At 67.6% G+C, this 19,430-nt stretch carries 18 protein-coding genes; 6 read left to right on the top strand and 12 right to left on the bottom strand.

The features are described 5' to 3' along the window. Positions 1 to 354: 354 nt before the first annotated feature. The 8 genes from FRZ61_RS01220 to FRZ61_RS01185 form a co-directional block, all read right to left on the bottom strand. Positions 355 to 774, bottom strand: coding sequence for a hypothetical protein (locus tag FRZ61_RS01220; RefSeq protein ID WP_151114574.1), 420 nt, complete (start codon positions 772 to 774; stop codon positions 355 to 357). A 32-nt stretch (positions 775 to 806) separates the two neighbouring features. Then, complete coding sequence (gene rplT / locus FRZ61_RS01215) at positions 807 to 1,172, bottom strand: 50S ribosomal protein L20 (RefSeq protein ID WP_151114573.1); 366 nt, start codon at positions 1,170 to 1,172, stop codon at positions 807 to 809. Between the two features lie 14 nt (positions 1,173 to 1,186). Next, complete coding sequence (gene rpmI / locus FRZ61_RS01210; protein ID WP_151114572.1) at positions 1,187 to 1,387, bottom strand: 50S ribosomal protein L35; 201 nt, start codon at positions 1,385 to 1,387, stop codon at positions 1,187 to 1,189. Positions 1,388 to 1,852: 465 nt separating this feature from the next. Next, the gene (locus FRZ61_RS01205) at positions 1,853 to 2,941 is read right to left on the bottom strand and encodes a Rieske 2Fe-2S domain-containing protein (RefSeq protein ID WP_151114571.1); all 1,089 of its coding nucleotides are present in this window, start codon (positions 2,939 to 2,941) and stop codon (positions 1,853 to 1,855) included. Positions 2,942 to 2,973: 32 nt separating this feature from the next. Continuing rightward, complete coding sequence (locus FRZ61_RS01200; protein ID WP_151114570.1) at positions 2,974 to 3,399, bottom strand: hypothetical protein; 426 nt, start codon at positions 3,397 to 3,399, stop codon at positions 2,974 to 2,976. A gap of 92 nt (positions 3,400 to 3,491) precedes the next feature. Continuing rightward, positions 3,492 to 4,028 (bottom strand): translation initiation factor IF-3, encoded by a 537-nt coding sequence (gene infC, locus FRZ61_RS01195; RefSeq protein ID WP_151114569.1) that lies wholly within the window; start codon positions 4,026 to 4,028, stop codon positions 3,492 to 3,494. A 62-nt stretch (positions 4,029 to 4,090) separates the two neighbouring features. Continuing rightward, complete coding sequence (thrS, locus tag FRZ61_RS01190; RefSeq protein WP_151114568.1) at positions 4,091 to 6,070, bottom strand: threonine--tRNA ligase; 1,980 nt, start codon at positions 6,068 to 6,070, stop codon at positions 4,091 to 4,093. A 112-nt stretch (positions 6,071 to 6,182) separates the two neighbouring features. After that, on the bottom strand, positions 6,183 to 7,361 hold the full coding sequence (locus FRZ61_RS01185; protein WP_191909239.1) for a glycosyltransferase: 1,179 nt from the start codon (positions 7,359 to 7,361) through the stop codon (positions 6,183 to 6,185). A gap of 72 nt (positions 7,362 to 7,433) precedes the next feature. On the opposite strand from FRZ61_RS01185, the gene FRZ61_RS01180 reads away from it, so the two are divergent. Then, positions 7,434 to 8,234 carry an alpha/beta fold hydrolase gene (locus tag FRZ61_RS01180; RefSeq protein WP_151114566.1) on the top strand — a complete coding sequence of 267 codons (801 nt, stop codon included), beginning with the start codon at positions 7,434 to 7,436 and terminating at the stop codon, positions 8,232 to 8,234. A gap of 200 nt (positions 8,235 to 8,434) precedes the next feature. Here the strand turns inward: FRZ61_RS01180 and FRZ61_RS01175 are convergent, their stop codons facing one another. Continuing rightward, positions 8,435 to 9,376 (bottom strand): SDR family oxidoreductase, encoded by a 942-nt coding sequence (locus FRZ61_RS01175; protein ID WP_151114565.1) that lies wholly within the window; start codon positions 9,374 to 9,376, stop codon positions 8,435 to 8,437. An 89-nt stretch (positions 9,377 to 9,465) separates the two neighbouring features. Here FRZ61_RS01175 and FRZ61_RS01170 point away from each other — a divergent pair, with 89 nt between their 5' ends. Further along, positions 9,466 to 10,293, top strand: coding sequence for a tetratricopeptide repeat protein (locus tag FRZ61_RS01170; RefSeq protein WP_191909238.1), 828 nt, complete (start codon positions 9,466 to 9,468; stop codon positions 10,291 to 10,293). 204 nt (positions 10,294 to 10,497) lie between these two features. Here the strand turns inward: FRZ61_RS01170 and FRZ61_RS01165 are convergent, their stop codons facing one another. Beyond that, the gene (locus FRZ61_RS01165) at positions 10,498 to 11,166 is read right to left on the bottom strand and encodes a glutathione S-transferase family protein (RefSeq protein ID WP_151114563.1); all 669 of its coding nucleotides are present in this window, start codon (positions 11,164 to 11,166) and stop codon (positions 10,498 to 10,500) included. Positions 11,167 to 11,327: 161 nt separating this feature from the next. On the opposite strand from FRZ61_RS01165, the gene FRZ61_RS01160 reads away from it, so the two are divergent. The 4 genes from FRZ61_RS01160 (at position 11,328) to FRZ61_RS01145 (ending at position 14,123) form a co-directional block, all read left to right on the top strand. Beyond that, positions 11,328 to 11,873: an RNA polymerase sigma factor gene (locus FRZ61_RS01160; RefSeq protein WP_151114562.1), complete on the top strand. Its 546-nt coding sequence runs from the start codon at positions 11,328 to 11,330 to the stop codon at positions 11,871 to 11,873. Next, positions 11,870 to 12,616, top strand: a complete 747-nt coding sequence (locus FRZ61_RS01155) for an anti-sigma factor (protein WP_191909237.1) — start codon at positions 11,870 to 11,872, stop codon at positions 12,614 to 12,616. The genes FRZ61_RS01160 and FRZ61_RS01155 overlap by 4 nt, the downstream gene beginning before the upstream one ends. Positions 12,617 to 12,945: 329 nt before the next feature. After that, on the top strand, positions 12,946 to 13,542 hold the full coding sequence (locus tag FRZ61_RS01150; RefSeq protein WP_151114560.1) for a ferritin-like domain-containing protein: 597 nt from the start codon (positions 12,946 to 12,948) through the stop codon (positions 13,540 to 13,542). Positions 13,543 to 13,706: 164 nt separating this feature from the next. Further along, positions 13,707 to 14,123 (top strand): c-type cytochrome, encoded by a 417-nt coding sequence (locus FRZ61_RS01145; protein WP_151114559.1) that lies wholly within the window; start codon positions 13,707 to 13,709, stop codon positions 14,121 to 14,123. A gap of 127 nt (positions 14,124 to 14,250) precedes the next feature. Here FRZ61_RS01145 and gltB read toward each other — a convergent pair whose 3' ends face one another. Both gltB and FRZ61_RS01135 read right to left on the bottom strand, forming a co-directional pair. After that, entirely contained in the window at positions 14,251 to 18,792 is a 4,542-nt protein-coding gene (gene gltB / locus FRZ61_RS01140; RefSeq protein WP_151114558.1) for a glutamate synthase large subunit, read from the bottom strand. Between the two features lie 11 nt (positions 18,793 to 18,803). Further along, on the bottom strand, positions 18,804 to 19,427 hold the full coding sequence (locus FRZ61_RS01135; RefSeq protein WP_151114557.1) for a glutathione S-transferase family protein: 624 nt from the start codon (positions 19,425 to 19,427) through the stop codon (positions 18,804 to 18,806). Positions 19,428 to 19,430 lie beyond the last annotated feature (3 nt).

The raw sequence follows: 19,430 nt of genomic DNA, 5'->3' as shown, positions 1-19,430 counted from the left end.
ATCGTCCTCAATTCAAAAGCACAAAAGCGAAGGGGCCGAACATGGCTCGGCCCCTTCTCGCCTGGTCTCGCTGCCGTCTCTGGCGGGTCGCGCTAAGGCATCGGCGCCCTGTCCGAGCCGGCCGCCGGGAGGCGGGCCGTCGTCTGGGTCAGGCCGCCGGTAAATCGGCGCGTTGCGATCATCCTCGTCATGGGGCGCGAGGATAGGCGCAAGCCCGGCGGCCGGTCAATCTAACCGCGGTTCATCCCCTCCCCCGGAACGGAGGAGGGTTGGGGAGGGGGCTGCTCGGTGTCGGATACCGAGCAGCCCCCTTCCTAACCTTCCCCCGCAAAGCGGGGGAAGGGATAAGAGGCCTCAATCCAGCTGCAGCAGCATCAGGTTCATCGCGCCGGAGAGCAGGCTCTGCTCCTTCCCGTCGATCAGGAGCCGGTCGAGCGCCACCTTCTCGGTCTGGCGGTTATGGATGAACGCGAACTCGATCACATGCTGGGCGCCCGAGGAGCCGGGCTTGGTCACCTTGCAGGTGACCTCGACGATCTGGTCGTTGTCCTTGTAGGTCTCGGATTTCCCGGCCGACCATTCGAACTTGCCGCGGGCGCCGGCGGTGTCGGTGCAGAGCTTCTCGCCGGTGGTGTCGCCCAGCACCGGCGATTTCTTCACCAGCGCGATATCGTCGCCGTACCGGTCGCAAGCCGAGAGAGCCAGCGGCGCCAGGAGCGAGGCCGAAAGCAAAAGCCCCGCCATCCGGGCCTTGGCCCATGAGGCGGGGCTCATGTCGTGATCCGGCATTCCGGGAGGGTGGCGGTTCAGCCGCCCTTGCCGAGCGCGTCGCTCGCCTGCTTCACCAGCGCGCCGAAGGCGGCCGGCTCGCGCACGGCGAGATCCGCCAACACCTTGCGGTCCACCTCGATCCCCGCCTTCTTCATGCCGGCGATGAACTTCGAGTAGGTCAGGCCGTGCTCGCGCACGCCCGCATTGATGCGCTGGATCCAGAGACCGCGGAAGTCGCGCTTCTTGTTGCGACGGTCGCGATAGGCATATTGCAGGCCCTTCTCGACCTTCTCGATCGCGACGCGGAAATTGGTCGAGGCGCGGCCGAAATAGCCGGCGCCCATATCGACGATCTTCTTGTGACGGGCGTGGGTGGTGACGCCCCGCTTGACGCGTGCCATGGCTCAGCTCCCTCTCAACCGTTCGGCAGGAAGAATTTCTTGACGTTCGCCGCATCCATGTCGGCCATGATCCGCATGCCGCGGGCCTGACGCTTCATCTTCTGGGTGCGCTTCGAAAGTCCATGGCGCTTGCGGGACGGGGTCATCTTGACCTTGCCCGTGGCGGTGAGAGCGAAGCGCTTCTTGGCGCCGCTCTTGGTCTTCATCTTGGGCATTTCATGTCCTCTAAGTATTTGATATCTATGTCCTTCGGGCGGCCGGGCATGCCCTATCCAGGCCCGGTCTCGCTCGCCGAGGACGCGCGGTTATACAGGGGGAGGCCGGGAATGGCAAGGAATCGCCGCCGGCGTGCGGTGTGACCATCCGCTGCAGCCCTGTTCAGAAATAAAAACTTTCGCTTCTAATAATAAAATCTGGGAGCCCGTGACAGAGCTCCCAGATTCCCTAATATAACGACCGGCGACTTACTATCTATGCAAGGCAGACAGCATTAGATATAGTATCGCGATGGCTAGATATATTAATGATGTTAAATTATATATCATCGCGTGACCTCCTTTCTGAGGTCAATATTACCACGATATTAATATGTCGTCAAGGATTATTTTCTCCCCTGTGAACCTGACGGCCAATTCGCCGCCCGCACTTCTATAAAAAAAATAAAAAGGCGCTAGATGGCCCTACTTCAAGGAGCCATTGGCCTTGCGGCCGCCGCGCTCGGTCCGGGCGGCACCCTCGCCGGCCGCGACCAGATCCCGCGCCCGCTCCAGGCAGCGCCGGGCCAGCGCCCGCGTGCCTTCCCGCAGCTCCTGGTCGGCCTTCACCGCCGCGACATTGTTCTCCATATCCTCGGCCGACCAGCCGCGACTGTGGCCGACGAAGGGGAACTGGGCGAAGGTGAAGCCCAGCTCGCCGAAGAACATCATCATCTCGCCCGCCACCGCCTGCACATTGTCCTGGCCGCCGGTAACGATGAAGCCCGCGACCTTGTTGCGGATCAGCACGCGGTTATGGGTGGTGATCTGGTTCTGGATGCAGTTCATCCGCTCGATCATCTTGAAATAGAGCGAGCTGGCATTGCCCCAGCGGATCGGCGTCGCGATCAGGACCACGTCGGCCCAATGCACCAGCGCCTCATAGACGGCGGTGAGCTCGTCCTTGTCGTCCATCTGCGTGATCGAGCAGGGCCAGGTGCAGGCATTCGCACTCTTCGAGTAGTAGCCCTCGCAGGCGCGGAACCTGAGGCTGTCGAGCCGGATGAGCTTCGTCTCCGCCCCATCGCCCGCCGCCGCCTCGAGCGCCACGCCCAGCAGATCCTCCGAGGTCGAGTAGCGCGGCGCCTGCCGGTCCATGACGGTGGTCGAGATGCCCACGACGCGCAGCGCGCCCGGCGCGCGCTCGGGCCGGCGCGCCAGCGGATGGGGCTCGTGCGAGGCCGCGCGCGGGTGGGTGCCCGAGGCGAGATCGATGAAGAGCTCGCCGCCCTCCTGCTTCAGCAGATAGCGCGGTACGGCGTCGGTGCTGCCGGGCTCGCCCTCGCCGGTCTCGCGCTGATAGGTCCAGCCATGCCAGGGGCAAACGACATAGCCGTTGCGGAGCGTGCCGTCGCCCAGCGGCCCGCCCGCATGCAGGCAGCGGCCCAGGATCGCGCCGAAACGTCCTTCGTCGTAGGACAAGGCGATCGGCCGGCCCGCCACGGTGACGGTCTGCAGCGACCGCTGCTTCAAGGTCTCGACCGGACCCAGCCGGTGCCAATCGGGATTCGCCATCGCCGCTCTCCCCCAAGCGATGTCAGATCGATCTAGAGCAGATAATTGATGAGCCAGCCGCCACCGAGCAGCAACCAGAAGGTGGTCGAGCTGACGAGGCCGGCGGCCCCGGTGGCCGCCCCCAGCGCCGCATACCAGAACTGCTTGCGGCAGGCGGCGGCGATCGCGAACAGGATCGCCAAGGGCCCGAACAGGATCGGCAGCTTGATCAGCGCCACGATGCCGTAGATGACGGCCAGCAGGCCCAGGACCGGCGGCTTGCGGAGATAGGCGGGCGGCAGGGCGAAGACGGCCGACGGCCCGCTTTCCTCCGACGGCCAGGCGGCGGGCTCGGGCGGCAGGGGCTCCGCGGCGGCGGCAGGTTGCATCGGGGCGACCGGTGTCAGCCGCACCACCGCCGCTTTGGGCGCGGCGGTGACATCGATGATGTCGCGGGGCTGTTCTTCAGGCTCGGCCATGTCGTCTCCCGGGACGCGATCCTCGGACGGAAACGGGGCGGAAATGAGACGGGGCGGATCGTTCGCCGATCCGCCCCGTTTCCGGCGGCGCCTTACTTGGGCGCCATGACCATGATCATCTGCCGGCCTTCGAGGCGCGGCATCTGCTCGACCTTGGCGAGCGCATCGAGCTCGGCACGCACCCGGTCGAGCACCTTCATGCCCAGCTCCTGATGCACCATCTCGCGGCCGCGGAAGCGCATGGTCACCTTGACCTTGTCGCCTTCCTCGAGGAAGCGATGCACCGAGCGCATCTTCACCTGGTAGTCGTGCTCGTCGATGCCGGGGCGCAGCTTGATCTCCTTGACCTCGATGACCTTCTGCTTCTTGCGCGCCTCGTTCTCTTTCTTCTGCAGCTCGTATTTGAACTTGCCGAAATCGAGAATCTTGCAGACGGGAGGGCTGGCATTGGGCGAGATCTCGACGAGATCGAGCCCCGCGTCTTCCGCCATGAGCAGGGCCTCGCGTATCGATACGACGCCCACCATCGTTCCATCCTCTTTCACCAGCCGCACCTGCGGCACGTTGATCTGGTGATTGATCCGCGGACCGTCACGTGACGGCGCGGATTCCTGCGGTGGTCTGGCTATGCTGACTTCTCCTGAGCGATGTTGACCTGAAAATGGCGGGGGTTCCGGCCGGAGAATCCGCGCTAGAACGCGCCCGCCGCAAGCGCCGCGCCCGACTTCCCCGCGGGCGAACGCGCTTCTGCCTTTAGTCTATTGAGCGCCTCATCGAGCGCAAGGACTTCCTGCTCATTCCCGCCCAGGCGCCTGAGGGCGACCTCGCGCTTCTCGGCCTCGCGCTTGCCGACCACGGCCAGGACCGGCACCTTGGCCAGGCTGTGCTCGCGGACCTTGTAGTTGATCTTCTCGTTGCGGGCGTCGGTCTCGACCCGCAAGCCCGCGGCCCGCAGGGCGCCCGCGACCTCTTCCGCATAGGACCGGCTGTCGTCCGTGATGGTGGCGACCACAACCTGTAGCGGGGCGAGCCAGAGCGGCAGCTTGCCGGCATGGTTCTCGATCAGGATGCCGAGGAAGCGCTCCATCGAGCCGAAGATGGCCCGGTGCAGCATCACGGGGCGGTGCTTCTGCCCGTCCTCGGCGATGTAGTTGGCGTCGAGCCGCTCCGGCAGCACGAAATCCACCTGCAGCGTCCCGCATTGCCAGGACCGGCCGATTGTGTCCTTGAGGTGGAACTCGAGCTTGGGACCGTAGAAGGCGCCCTCGCCCGGTGCCATCGTGTAGGGAAGCTGGGCCCGCTCGACCGCGTATTTGAGCGCGGCTTCGGCCTTGTCCCAGATGGCATCGGTGCCGGCCCGCTTCAAGGGCCGGTCGGCGAAGCGCACGGCCACGTCGGTGAAGCCGAAATCGCCATAGACCTCGAGCAGCAGCCGGCAGAAATCGACGCTTTCGGCCGTGATCTGGTCCTCGGTGCAGAAGATATGCGCGTCGTCCTGCGTGAAGTTGCGCACGCGCATGATGCCGTGCAGCGCGCCGCCCGGCTCGAAGCGGTGGCAGGAGCCGAACTCGGCCAGCCTCAGCGGCAGGTCGCGGTAGCTCTTGAGCCCCTGGTTGAAGATCTGCACGTGGCAGGGGCAGTTCATCGGCTTGAGCGCGAAGATGCGCTGGCTGGGATCGGCAACATATTCCTTCAGGCCCGCCTCGTTCTCGGCGAGATACATGTTCTCGCGGAATTTTTCCCAGTGGCCCGAGGCCTCCCAGAGCTTGCGGTCGACGAGCTGGGGCGTCTTGACCTCGACATAGCCCGACTGGTCGAGCCGGCCGCGCAGATAGTTCTCGACCGTGCGGTAGAGCGTCCAGCCCTTGGGATGCCAGAACACCATGCCGGCCGCCTCTTCCTGCTGGTGGAAGAGGTTCATCTCCTTGCCGAGGCGGCGATGGTCGCGCTTCTCCGCCTCCTCCAGCATCGTCAGATATTGCTGGAGCTGCTTCTCGTCCGCCCAGGCCGTGCCATAGACGCGCTGGAGCTGCTGGTTGTTGGCGTCGCCGCGCCAATAGGCGCCCGACACCTTCATCAGCTTGAAGGCCTTGCCCAGCTTGGCCGTCGAGGGCAGATGCGGGCCCGTGCACATGTCGAGCCAGCTGCCCTGACGGTAGATCGAGATCTCCTCGTCCTTCGGGATCTCGAGCACCCATTCAGCCTTGTATTTCTCGCCGTGATCCTTGAACCAGCGCACGGCCTCGTCGCGGCTCCAGATCTCGCGCGTGATCTTCTCGTCGCGATCGACGATCTCGCGCATGCGCTGCTCGATCTTGAGGAAATCCTCGGGCGTGAAGGGCTCGTCGCGCACGAAATCGTAGTAGAAGCCGTTCTCGATCGCCGGCCCGAAGGTGATCTGGGTGCCGGGATAGAGCTCCTGCACCGCCTCGGCCAGCACATGGGCCGCGTCGTGGCGCAGAAGCTCGAGCGCGTCGGGATGCTTGCGGGTGACGATCTCGATCTTCGCGTCGCGGTCGATGACCGTCGCCAGATCCTTGAGCTCGCCGTCGATCTTCACGGCCAGCGCGTCGCGCGCCAGGCCCTTGCCGATCGAGGCGGCAATCTCGTCACCGGAAACCGGCTGGTCGTAGGACCGGCGGCTGCCGTCGGGTAGCGTGATGTGAATCATGGAGCCGTTGATGCTTCTTCGGCCCGTTTTGCGGGTCGAAACTTCGTGAATCCCGCCGGGACTCGACCGGATTCAGGTTGAGAAAGGGTAATTAACGCCCAAACCGCCGGAATTAAGAGGGGATCGAGGCCTCTGTCAAGGCGGGCGCCGGGTGCGGGCTCGGCCGTTCCATCAGCTCGCGATAGACGGCCAAGGTCCCGGCACACATGGTAGTTCGGGCGTAGCGGGCCTGGGCGCGCTGGGCGGTTTCGGCCGCGAGGCGAGCCCTGAGGTCGGGGTCGAGATCGAGCGCCCGGCCGATGGCGGAGGCCAGCGCCGCCGGATCCTCGGGCGGCACCAGCCAGGCCATCTCGTTGCCGGCCACCTGCTCGCGGGCGCTGCCGCGGTCGATCGAGACCACCGGGCGGCCCATGGCCTGGGCCTCGGCGAGAACCAGGCTGAAGGCCTCGGGCGCCGGGGCGGCGCTCAAGACCACGTCGGCCAGCATGTAGGCGGCGGCCATGTCGCGGCATTCCGGCACGATATGGAAGCGGCCATTGAGGCCGGCGGCCCGCGCCCGCTCCTCGATCTCGCCGCTATAGCCCGGATCGTCGCCCTCGGCCCCGACCACGAGGCAGTGGAAGGCGCGGTTCTTGATCCGGGCCAGCGCGTCGATCAGGAGCGCATGGCCGTTATGCGGCATGAGCCGGCCCGGCAGCATCAGCACCGGCAGGTCGTCCGGCAGGCCCCAGAGCCGCGCCAGGCGGATCATGCGCGGCGCCGTCACATGCGAGGGGTCGAAGGTCTCGGTGTCGATGCCCCGGCGCACCAGGCGCAGGCGGCGGTCGTCGACCTTGTGCTGCTCGTAGGCCAGCCGCGCGGCGAATTCGGAGACCGCGATGACGCGGTCGCCGCGCGCCAGCGCCGCGGCATAGAAGCGATCGAAGGCGCCGTCGGCCGGGCCGCCGAGATCGAATGTCGTGACGAAGGGCTTGGCCGTGCGGCGCGCCGCCAGATAGGCGGGCCAGGCGGCGTGAAGGCCACGCGCATGGACGATGTCGACGGAGTCGCTGCGGATCAGCCGCACCAGCTTCGAGGCGGAGGCCAGCATGCCCAGAGGATTGCGGCGATCGAGCGTGATGCGATGATGGCGCGCGCCCGAGCGCGGCAGCTCGGCCACGAACGGGCCGCCGCTCGACGCGATCAGCGCCGTGCCGCCCTCGTGATGCACCGCCCCCGCGATGTCCAGCGCGATACGATCCGAGGCATGCGCCAAGGTCGGCATCACCTGGAGAACAACCGGCCCGCTCATCGCCGGCCTCTTCATCGTCATGTTATGATCGGGGGTCTCGACCGATCCCGCTGCGTCCATTACACCCACGCCATGTCCGACACGCCACGCGATTCGTCCCCCCGCCATCTGAGTCTAGCACGCGAAGACGGGACGACAACGGCCTACCGTCGATTCCAGGGCGTTGACGGTCGAAATTTGCCAAGTGTGGTTTTTTTGAGCGGGTTCGCGTCCGACATGTCGGGAAACAAGGCGGTTTTCCTCGAATCGCACTGCCGGAACCGGGGACAAGCTTTTCTTTGTTTCGATTATTTCGGCCATGGCGCCTCGTCCGGACAATTTTCCGACGGCACCATCGGGCGCTGGCGCGAGGACGCGCTCGCCGTCATCGACCGCCTGACCGAAGGCCCGCTGATCCTGGTGGGCTCCAGCATGGGCGGCTGGATCATGCTGCTGGCGGCGCTGGCGCGGCCGGCCCGCGTGGCCGGGCTCGTCGGAATCGCCGCCGCCCCGGATTTCACCGAGGAGCTGATGTGGAGCCGGATGACCGCGCCCATCAAGGAGCAGCTGCTGCGCGATGGCGAATGGCATGAGCCCTCGCGTTATGGCCCTGATCTGCCGATTACACTCAAGCTGATCGAGGAAGGTCGCCATCATTTGTTATTGGGCCAGCCGATCGCGGTGAATTGCCCGGTGCGGCTGCTGCAAGGCATGGAGGATCCGGACGTGCCCTGGCGCTGGGCGGTGCGTACTGCCGAACGGTTGAGCGGCGGCGACGTTACCGTGACGCTGGTGAAGGATGGCGACCATCGGCTCTCCCGGCCGCAAGACCTGGCGCGGCTGGCCGCGACCGTCGATGCGCTGTCGGACGAGATTGCCGCGAAAAACTTTTAAGTCGCGTTAAGGCGGCGAGCTTCTCACGCTTCCCGCGCCCCCAGCCGTCATCCCCGCGCCCGGGTCCGGCCGTAGGCCGGCCCAAGCGTAAACTCCCGCGGGGATCCAGCTTGATCCAGCGCGTCGGGCATCGACATGGGCCCCCGCTTTCGCGGGGGTGACGAGAGAGCGGCGGCGATGTCGACGCTCATTGACCGGCTTCACTTCCCCTCCGCGAGCAGCGCCTTGAGGCCGTCGCGATAGCTGGGATAGGCGAGCGTCACGCCGAGCTCGCGCTTGATGCGCTCGTTGCGCACCCGCTTGTTGTCCTCATAGAAGCTGCGCGCCATCGGCGAGAGCGAGGCCTCGTCGAAGGGCAGCGCCGGCGGCGGCTCGACGCCCAGGAGACGGCAGGCATGCTCGATCACCTCGGCCGGCGGTGCGGGGTCGTCGTCGCAGAGATTGTAGGCCGCGCCCGGATGCGGCCGCATGATCGAGGCCTCGAGCACGGTCGCGATATCCGCGACATGGATGCGGCTGAAGACCTGGCCCGGCTTGACGACGCGCTTGGCCGTGCCGGCGCGCACGCTGTCGAGCGCGCTGCGCCCCGGCCCATAGATGCCGGCGAGACGGAAGAGATGCACCGGGACCTGGTGGCGTTCCCAGAGCGCGAGCCAGGCTTGCTCCGCCTGGAGCCGTCGCCGGCCGCGCTCGCCCGAAGGCGTCAGCGCGCTCGCCTCGTCGACCCAGCCGCCCTGGCGGTCGCCATAAACGCCGGTGGTCGAGAGATAGCCCGCCCAGGCGAGGCCCGGCGCCAGGACCGCGATATCGGCGCCGTGACGATCGAGCACCGGGTCGCCGCTCGGCATCCCGCCATCGGGCGGCACGCTGGAAAGGAGATGCGTCGTGCCCGCCAGGACGGCGCGCGGATCGGGCAGCGGATGGTCGCGATCGAAGCGATGCACCGTGAAGCCCCGCGCTTGCAGCGCTTGGGCCTTCTCCGCCTCGCGGCAGGTACCCGCGATCTGCCAGCCCTTGGGCTTCAGCCGCTCGGCCAGCGCCAGCGCGCTGAAGCCGAGACCGAAGACGAACAGGCGCGGCGCCGTGCCGCTTTCTTCCGGTCCATGTTCGCCGGATGCATCCAATTTCGTCGCACTTGCCATTCGACCAGCCAGGAGGGAGGCTCTGGCCCCGACCCGGAGGCACGAGGCCGCCGGATCCAACCAGGAGCAGTTCTGCGTCCATGAACGTAATGACGCCACTCGGACGGAACAAGGCGACGGCCCGGCGCGGTGCGGCGGTGCTGGCGCTCGCGCTGCTGCTCCTCGGCGGTGCGCCGTTCCCGGCCTCGGCCCAGCAAGGGCAGATCCAGAGCTTCCCGGAGCAGAATCTCGAGGAAGCCAAGCAGTATGCCGCCTGCATGGTGCTGACCAAGGACCATCCGCAGGACGCCTATGACAGCGCCGGCGCCTGGCTCGCGAAGAATGGCGGGCCGCCGGCGCAGCATTGCCAGGCGGTGGCGCTGGTGGGCCTCGGCCGCTACACGGAGGCGGCGCAGATGCTGCAGACCGTGGCGGGCGAGCTCGCCAAGACCGACAGCTCGCGCACGCTCGCGGCCCAGCTCTACGACCAGGCGGGTCAGGTCTGGCTGCTCGAGGGCGATGCCGCGCAGGCCGTGGCCGCCTCGAACGCGGCGCTCGGGATCGCGCCCAACGATGTCGAGATGGTGATCGACCGCGCGGTGGCGCTGGGTGCGGCCGAACGCTGGTGGGATGCGCTCGACGATCTCAACCATGCGAACGAGCTGGCGCCCAAGCGCGCCGACATCCTGGTGCTGCGCGCCAGCGCCTATCGCTATGTGAACAGCACCGAGCTGGCGCTCGCCGACGTGAACCAGGCGCTGACGCTCGATCCCAAGAATGCCGAGGGCTATCTCGAGCGTGGCATCCTCAAGGACGCTGCCGGCGACAAGAACGGCGCCCGCACCGACTGGGTCCAGGCCGCCCAGCTCGCCCCCAACACCCCCACCGCCGAAGCGGCGCAGGGACGGATCGAGAAGCTGGATCTGAAGACGGAGTGACTGCTGGGAAGGAAGCGATTGCTTCCTTCCCAGCAGTCATCCCCACGCCCGGGTCCGGCCGTAGGCCGGCCCAAGCGTAAACTCCAGCGGGGATCCATCTTGATCCAGCGCGTCGAGCGTCGAGTGGGGCCCCCGCTTTCGCGGGGGTGACGGTAGGGACAACAGCACCGACCGTGGGAAACTGAGTCCCAGTGGAGCACCCGCTCAAAAATCCAGGTCCGCGTAATGCGTCGGCGGCGGTGCGCCGGGGATGCGGTCGCCGAGCAGCGGGCGCAGGCTGGGGCGCGACTTCACGCGCTGGTACCAGTCGCGGGCACCCTGGTGATCGTCCCAGGGCACGTCGCCCAGATAGTCGATGCAGGAGAGCTGCGCCGCGGCCGAGATATCGGCCATCGAGAAGCTATCGCCCGCGAGCCAGGTGCGGCGATCGGCGAGCCAGCCGATATAATCGAGATGGGTCTTGAGATTGAGGATGCCGGCGCGGATGGCGCTCGAATCCGGCGTGCCCTTGCCCATGATGCGCCGCCCGATCTTCTCGTCGAGCAGGTTGGCCGTGACCTCGCGCTGGAACTTGCGGTCGAACCAGGCGGCGAGCCGCCGCACCTCGGCCCGCGCCCGCGGCTCGGTGCCGTAGAGCGAGGGGGCCGGCCCCGTCTCCTCCAGATATTCCACGATGGCGCCCGCATCGGCGATCGGCTTGCCGTCGGCCTCGATCAGCACCGGCAGATCGCCGCCGGGGCTCAGGGCGAGGAATTCCTCGTGCCGCTCCCAGGCGCGCTCCTCGCGCAGCTCGAACGCCATGCCCTTCTCCTTCAACAGGATGCGGACCTTGCGCGAGGCGGGATCGAGCGGGAAATGGATGAGCAGAAGCATGGGTCGATTCGTTCGCTGGTGAGCATAACCAAGGAGGCGGCGGGCCCAAAGCCCGTTGACTTGCGCCCGCCCCTCCGCTGCCATGACGCCCGCGGATCTCACGGGGATCCGCGTGCGCCCCAGGAGCGTGCTTTGGCCTCGCCTGTCGGAACGCCCGGTTCATGAGCGACGCCACCCTTCTCGCCGCGTTCCTCGCTGCGGTCGCCCGGGGCGACCGCACCGCGCTCGAGCGACTCTATCGCGCGACGGCCCCGCAACTATTCGGGCTCGCCCTCGGTATAGTCAGACGCCGGGATCTCGCGGAGGAGGCCCTGCAGGAGACCTTCATGGCGGTATGGCGGCATGCGGGCCGGTTCGACGCGGACCGCGGAACGGCGCTCGGCTGGATGGCGCGCATCCTGCGCAACGAATGCTTCGATCTCATGGCCAAACGCGGCCGCGACGCCCCGCTCGATCCCGAGATGGCCGAGGCCCTGCCCGATCCCGCCGCAGGTCCCGAGGCCCTGGCGCAGGGCGGCGAGGAGGCCCTCCGGCTCAAGCGCTGCCTCGATCAGCTCGAGGCGCAGCCGCGGGCGAGCCTGCTCCTCGCCTATTACCAGGGCCTGACCTTCCATCAGGTGGCGGCGCGGCTGGGGGTGCCGCTCGGCACGGTGAAGAGCTGGATCCGCCGCAGCCTGGTGCGACTCAAGGGATGCCTCGACACATGACCGAGCCGAATCCCGAACTGCTGGACCAGCTCGCGGCCGAATATGCGCTGGGCACGCTCAGGGGCCCCGCGCGCCGGCGCTTCGAGCGGCTGATCGAGGGCGATCCGGCCCTCGCGCGGCGCGTCGAGGATTGGGCGCAGCGGCTGGACCCGCTGGCCGAGGGCGCGCCCGCGATCGAGCCGCCGGCGCGGAGCTGGGCCGAGATCGAGCGCCGGATCGGAGCGGCGCCCCCGCGCGCCCGGCGCGGCCTCCTCGCGCTGCTGTTCGGCCGGCCGACCGGGCCCGTGCCGAGCCTCGCCACCGCGGGCCTCTGGTACTGCCTCGGCTTCTGGCGGCGTGCGGGCCTCGCGGGTGCGGCCATCGCGCTGCTGCTCTTCGTCTATCTCTTCGTGGCGCCGCCGCCCACGCCCACCCATATGGCGCTGCTCGCGGACGCGGCCAGCAAGCCGGTGGCGATGGTGAGCCTCGATCTCAAGCATGACCGCCTCACCCTCGATGCCAGCCGCCTGCCGGTGGCCGAGGCCGGCAAATCGCTCGAGCTCTGGATCCTGCCGCCGCAGGGCAATCCCCGCTCGCTGGGCGTCCTTCCGGCCGGCCCGCTCTCCCTGCCGCTCGACCGCGCGGCCGCGGCCGATCTCGCCCACGGCGGGCTCGCCGTCAGCCTCGAGCCCGCCGGCGGCTCGCCCACGGGCCTGCCCACCGGCCCGGTGCTCTATTCCGGCGCGGTGCTGCCGGCGTCGTGACATTCGGCATCTCCGTTGTTTTCATCTTCTCCCCCGCCAGGGGGAGAAGGATGTGCAGGCTTAGTCGAAGCGAAGCGGAGACTTAGCCGGAGCTGGATGAGGGGGATCTATCACGAGAGAGCGCCGCAAGCGTCACCACCCACCTCACCCTGCCCTCTCCCCCGCTGCGCGGGCGGAGAGGAAGAACATATCGGCGGCACTTTCGCGCCCCTCACGCATTCGTGACCGGGCCTCCCGCATCCGCCCTCCCCGCCCGCCGGTAAGGCCTCGCGACAGCGAATTCATTCCCCAGGCGCTGTCGAACGAGCAACCGACAGAGAGAGGGTTTCATGAGCGAACAGAACATTCTTCGTCCCGAGACGACGCTGGTTCCGGCGCGGCGCAGGCTCTTGGTGCGCGGCGGCCAGGTGCTGCTCAGCGCCGGCGCGATCGCGATCCTCGCGGGCTGCGAGAGCATGGCCTCGAGCAAGCCCGCCTCCGCGGCCACGGCCGCGAACGACATCCAGGTGCTGAACACGGCGCTGGGCCTCGAATATGAGGGCATCGCCGCCTATCAGGTCGGCGCCGAAAGCGGCCTGCTGCAGAAGCCCGTGCTCGGCGTCGCGGTGAAGTTCCAGGACCATCACAAGAAGCATGCCGAGCTCCTGGCCTCGACCGTGAAGAAGCTCGGCGGCACGCCGGTCATGCCCCAGTCGAAATACGACTTCCCGACCGGCAACCTGAAGACGCAGGAAGACGTGCTGCGCTTCGCGGCCGGGCTCGAGCAGGGTGCCGCCCAGGCCTATTACGGCGCGGTGCCGGTCTTCGCCAACAAGGACCTGTCGGCGGCGGCCGCCAGCATCATGGCCGACGAGGCGATGCATTGGGCCGTGCTGCGCAGCGCGCTGGGCGAGGACCCGATTCCGACACCCTTCGCGATCTCCTGAGCGAGCGAGGCCCCTCGTTCTCGCGGGGCCGATACACCCGGACTTCCGGCCCTCGCGAGAACGGGCTTCGGTCTGCCGGCGACCGGCCGTCTTCCCCAAACGGGCCTCGGCCGCCGGCAGACCGCTTTTTCCTCATCCCCGGCAACCCGACGACAGGATCATCCATGTCCCCGCCGCGAAACCAGGCGCGCTCGGCCCTCCTGCTGCTCGTTGTCTGGCTCCTGCTGATCCTGGCTGCTGCGACCGCCCTGCGAGCCCGCGCGGACGAGCCCGCGACCGGCGATCCCGCGCGCGGCGAGGCGATCTACCGCAAATGCCAAGGCTGCCATTCGATCGACCGCAACCGCGTCGGCCCGATGCATAAGGGCCTGTTCGGCCGTCAGGCGGGCACCGTGCCGGGCTTCGACTATTCCGCGGCGATGAAAGCGTCCGGGATCGTCTGGAACGAGCAGACCCTCGACGCTTTCCTCAGCGACCCGCGCGGCTTCGTGCCCGGCACCAAGATGACCTATGCCGGGGTGAAGAACCCGCGGGATCGAGCAGACCTGATCGCGTATCTGAAGCAGGCGACGAGGGAATAGCGCCCACCCGTCATCCCCGCGAAAGCGGGGATCCATCTTTCAACCCGGTACGCTGGATCAAGCTGGATTCCCGCTTTCGCGGGAATGACGTTTGGCGTGTCGGAGAGAATGAGAAGCACGATCCAGCCTACGCCCGCAGCTCCGCCGCCGTATCCTCGAGCGGATGCGGCAGGAGCGCCACCATCTCCTTCGGCACCACCTGCCAGAAGCCGTCGCGCTCGAGATGCCAGTCGTTGAGGAGGCTCATGGCGAAGCGGGACTGCGTCTCGCGCGCATGCTCCTCGACCAGGCCCCGGAGCCGCGCCTCCCAGTAGCGCGAGCCCAAGCGCTGGAAGAGGACGCTGTCGCCGTTGATGCGGCTCGGCAGATGGCCTTCGGGGTCATAGACGAAGGCCATGCCGCCGGTCATGCCGGCCGCGAAATTGTCGCCGACGGGCCCGAGAATCACGGCAGTCCCGCCGGTCATGTATTCGCAGCCGTTGGAGCCGCAGCCCTCGACTACGGTCTCGGCCCCGGAATTGCGCACCGCGAAGCGCTCGCCCGCGGTGCCGGCGGCGAACAGCTTGCCGCCGGTGGCGCCGTAGAGGACCGTGTTGCCGACGATCGCGTTCTCGTTGGTGACGAGCGGGCTCGAGGGCAACGGATGCACCACGATGGTGGCGCCCGACAGCCCCTTGCCGACATAGTCGTTGGCGTCGCCGAAGACCTCGAGCTTCAGGCCCTGCACCGCGAAGGCGCCGAGCGACTGGCCGGCCGAGCCGCGCAGGCGGATCGTCACATGGCCGGGCTTGAGACCCGTCATGCCGAAGCGGCGCGTCACCAGCGAGGAGAAGCGCGTGCCGATGGCGCGCTGCGTGTTGCGGACGTTGTACTGGAGCTGCATCTTCTCGCCGTCCTCGAAGAGCGCGCGGGCATCGGCGATCATCTGCTTGTCGAGCGTGTCCGGCACCTCGTTGCGGCCCTCGAGCGTGCAGAAACGCGGATAGTCGCCGGGATCGGCGCGCGCCAGCAGCGGGTTGAAATCGAGGTCGTCGAGCGCCTCGGAGCCGCGGCTCACCTGGCGCAGCAGGTCGGTGCGGCCGATCACCTCCTCGAGCTTGCGGAAGCCGAGATTCGCCAGGATCTCGCGCACCTCCTCGGCGATGAAGCTGAAGAGATTGACGACCTTCTCCGCCGTGCCGGTGAACCTGGCCCGGAGCGCCGGATCCTGCGTGCAGACGCCGACCGGGCAGGTGTTGGAGTGGCATTGCCGCACCATGATGCAGCCCATCGCCACCAGCGAGGCCGTGCCTATTCCGAACTCCTCGGCGCCCAGCATCGCGGCGATCACCACGTCGCGGCCGGTCTTGATGCCGCCGTCGGTCCGCAGCCGCACGCGGTGGCGCAGCCGGTTCAAGGTCAGCACCTGGTGCGTCTCGGAAAGGCCCATCTCCCAGGGCACGCCCGCGAACTTGATCGAGGACAGGGGCGAGGCGCCGGTGCCGCCGACATGGCCCGAGATCAGGATCACGTCCGCCTTGGCCTTGGCGACGCCGGCCGCGATGGTGCCGATGCCTGATCGCGCCACCAGCTTCACGCCGACCTTGGCGTCGGGGTTGATCTGCTTCAGGTCGTAGATGAGCTGCGCCAGATCCTCGATCGAGTAGATGTCGTGATGGGGCGGCGGCGAGATCAGCATGACGCCCGCCGTGGCATGGCGGAGCTTGGCGATCTCGGGCGTCACCTTGAAGCCCGGGAGCTGGCCGCCCTCGCCGGGCTTCGCGCCCTGCGCCACCTTGATCTCGATCTCGCGGCAATTGTTGAGATACTCCGCCGTCACGCCGAAGCGCCCCGAGGCGATCTGCTTGATGGCCGAGTTGAAATTGTCGCCGTTGGGCCGCGGCCGGAAGCGCTCCGGATCCTCGCCGCCCTCGCCCGAATCCGACTTGGCGCCGATCCGGTTCATGGCGACGTTGAGCGTGCCGTGGGCCTCCGGCGAGAGCGCCCCCAGGGACATGCCCGGCGTCACGAAGCGCTTGCGGATCTCGGTGATGGATTCGACCTCGTCGATCGAGATCGCGGTCCGGCCCTCACGGAATCCCAGCAGATCGCGCAGCGCCACCGGCGGCAGCTTCTCCACCCCTTCCGAATAGCGCTTGAAGGTCTGGTAGGATTCCGTGGCGACCGCGCTCTGCAGCGTGTGGATCAGCCCCGCCTCCCAGGCATGGCTGTCGCCCGAGCGGCGATAGCGATAGAAGCCGCCCACGGGCAGCGCCGTCACGTCCTCGCGCCAGGCGCGCTCATGCAGCTCCGCCAGCTTCTGCTGGATGCCGGGAAGCCCGATGCCGGAGAGCCGCGAGGGCATGTCGGGGAAGAACTCGGCCACCAGCGTGCGCGACAGGCCCAGCGCCTCGAAATTGCCGCCGCCGCGATAGGAGCTGATGACGGCGATGCCCATCTTGGACATGACCTTCAGGAGGCCCTGGTCGATCGCCTCCTTGAAGCGGTCCAGGCAGTCCTCGAGGCCGCGATTGCCGAACAGGCCGCGGCGATGGCGGTCGGCGATCGAGGCCTCGGCCAGATAGGCGTTGACCGTGGTGGCGCCGACACCGATCAGCACCGCGAAGTGATGCACGTCGATGCATTGGCCCGAGCGCACATTGAGCGAGGTGAAGGTGCGGAGCTGCTGGCGGTGGAGATGGGTATGGACGGCGCCGGTCGCGAGGATCATCGGGATCGCGATGCGGCCCGGGCCCGCCTTCTCGTCCGAGAGGATCACATGCACGGCGCCGCCGCGCACGCCGTCCTCGGCCTGGCGGCGGATCAGCGACAGCGCGTCGCGCAGCGCATGCTCGCCGCCGCCGGTCGGGAAGGTGCAATCCACCTCGACCGCGCTGGTGCCCATATAGGCACGCATCGCCTCGAACTCGGCCGTCAGCAGGACCGGCGATTCGAGCTGGAGCAGCCGGCACTGGCTCTCGTCCTGGTCGAGGATGTTGCCGAGATTGCCGAGCCGGGTCTTGAGCGTCATCACCCGGCTTTCGCGCAAGCTGTCGATCGGCGGGTTGGTGACCTGGCTGAAATTCTGCCGGAAATAGTGATGCAGGCCGCGATAGCGCTCCGAGAGCACGGCCAAGGGCGTGTCGTCGCCCATCGAGCCCACCGGCTCCTTCGCGTCCTCGACCATCGGGTGGAGCACCAGCTCCAGATCCTCGATCGAGAGGCCGGCCGAGAGCTGGCGCCGGCGCAGTTCCTCCTTGGCGAAGGAGGCAGGCAGGCCCGGCTTCGCCTTCAGGAGGTCGTCGATGACGGTGATGTTCTCGACCCAGGCCGAGAAATCGGCCTCGCCCACCAGCTTGTCGACGATCTCGTGATGGTCGTAGAAGCGGCCGGCCTTGAGATCGACCGCGATCATCTGGCCCGGCCCGAGCCGGCCCTTGCGCGCGATCTTCGCCTCGTCGAGCTTGACCATGCCGGTCTCGGAGCCCGCGACCAGGAGCCCGTCCTCGGTCAGCGCATAGCGCAGCGGCCGGAGGCCGTTGCGGTCCATCGCCGCCACCACCCAGTTGCCGCCGACCGCGCAGAGCGCCGCCGGCCCGTCCCAGGGCTCCATCACCGAGTTGCAGTAGCTGTAGAAGTCGCGATGGGCCTCGGGCATGGTGACGCGGCCCGCCCAGCTGTCGGGGATCAGCAGGCACTTCACCATCGGCAGCGTGCGCCCGACGCCGACCATCGCCTCGAACACGTTGTCGAGGCAGGCGGAGTCCGAGCCGCCCGGCTGGATGATCGGCTTGATCTCCGGCATATGCTCGCCATAGGCGGCGGCCGCCATGCGCGTCTCGTGCGCCTTCATCCAGTTGACGTTGCCCTTGAGCGTGTTGATCTCGCCGTTATGGGCGATCACGCGGAAGGGCTGCGCCAGGTGCCAGGTGGGGAAGGTGTTGGTCGAGTAGCGCTGGTGATAGATCGCGAAGTTCGAGACGAAGCGCGGGTCGAGCAGGTCGGGATAGAAGGCGGTGAGCTGCTCGGCGAGGAACATGCCCTTGTAGATGACCGAACGGCAGGAGAGCGAGCAGATATAGAGCTCCTTGATGCTCTCCTCGAGCGCCGCCTTCTCGATGCGCCGGCGGATGATGTAGAGGTCGTTCTCGAACGCCTCCTCGTCGCGGCCGCGGTTGTTGTTGACCAGGATCTGCTCGATCTCGGGCCGCGTCGCGTTGGCCTTCTCGCCGATCACCTCGACATTGACCGGCACCTGGCGCCAGCCATAGATCGTGTAGCCATAGCCCAGGATCTCGCGCTCGACGATGACGCGGCAGCGCTCCTGGGCGCCGAGATCGGTGCGCGGCAGGAACACCATGCCGACGCCGAGCCGCCCCGGCCCCGCGACATTGCCCGAGCCGCGGATATGGTCCTTGAAGAATTCCTGCGGCACCTGGACATGGATGCCGGCCCCGTCGCCGGTCTTGCCGTCCGCATCGACCGCACCTCTGTGCCAGACGGATTTCAGCGCGGCAATGCCGGCCTCGACCACCGCGCGGCGCGGCTTGCCGTCGAGCGCCGCGATCAGGCCCACGCCGCAGGCGTCATGCTCCTCGGCCGGATCATAGAGGCCCTGCTCGGCCAGATAGGCGGCCTCGGCGCGCCATCGCGCGATGAGCTCTTCGCCGGTTTGGGTCGGGTCGGTCATGGGCGGATTCCTTACGCGGCCTTCGCCGGCTTCCAGGTGATCGGCACGTGGCGCGGCAGGGCCGCGACCCGGTCGATCCAGGCGCGAATGGCGGGATAGGGTTTCATGTCGAAGCCGCCCTCATGGGCGACATGGGTGTAGGCATAGAGCGCGATGTCGGCGAGGCCGAAGCGGCCGCCCACGAACCAGGGCTCGCGCGCCAGATGCTGCTCCATCACGGCGAGCGCCGCGTTGCCCTTGGCCATCTTCTCGGGGATCTGCGCCCTGCGCTCGGGCGTCACGCCGAAACCCACATGCTCCCAGGCCCTGAGCACCGCGATATAGGGCTCGTGGCTGTATTGCTCGAAGAACATCCATTGCAGCGTGCGCGCCCGGTCGAGGCGCGTGGCGGGCGCGAGCTCCGTGCCCTCGGCCAGGTACCAGGTGATCGCGTTCGATTCCGCGAGAAAGGTTCCGTCCTCGAGCTGGAGCGTCGGGATGCGGCCGTTGGGATTGCGCTTCAGGAATTCGGGCGTGCGGGTCTCGCCCTTGAGGATATCGCATTCGATAAGCTCGAACGGAATCCCCAGCTTGTGCAGCGCGAGCCGCACCTTGTAGCCGTTGCCGGAGTCGAGGAAGTCGTAGAGACGCAGCATCGG

Source organism: Hypericibacter adhaerens (genome assembly GCF_008728835.1).
GTDB lineage: Bacteria > Pseudomonadota > Alphaproteobacteria > Dongiales > Dongiaceae > Hypericibacter > Hypericibacter adhaerens.
Note: the sequence above shows the minus strand (reverse complement) of the source record. Positions and strands in the feature narration are given on the sequence as shown.